At 63.3% G+C, this 286-nt stretch carries 1 protein-coding gene; it reads right to left on the reverse strand.

Going from position 1 to position 286, the window contains the following annotated elements:
* Positions 1–286 (reverse strand): glycosyltransferase (locus tag SB751_RS29605; RefSeq protein ID WP_410748973.1); only part of this gene is annotated, 286 nt, incomplete at both ends.

Genomic DNA, 286 nt, shown 5'->3' on the forward strand with positions numbered 1-286 from the left:
TGCGGCTCGGGAACACGAACACGTCGGCGGCCGCGTACACCTTGGCCAGTTCGGCTTGCGTCAGCACGCCCAGATAATTCGCTTGCGGATAGCGCGACTTCAGTTCGGCGAGCGCGGGACCTTCGCCGGCGACCCACTTCGAGCCGGGCAGATCGAGCTTCAGAAACGCCTCGACGTTTTTCTCGACCGCCACGCGTCCCACATACAGAAAGATCGGCCGCGCGGTGTTGAGCACTTTCGAGTCCATCGGGTGGAAGATGTCGAGATCGACGCCGCGCGTCCACAG

This window comes from Cupriavidus sp. SIMBA_020, from assembly GCF_046535395.1.
Lineage (GTDB): Bacteria > Pseudomonadota > Gammaproteobacteria > Burkholderiales > Burkholderiaceae > Cupriavidus > Cupriavidus campinensis.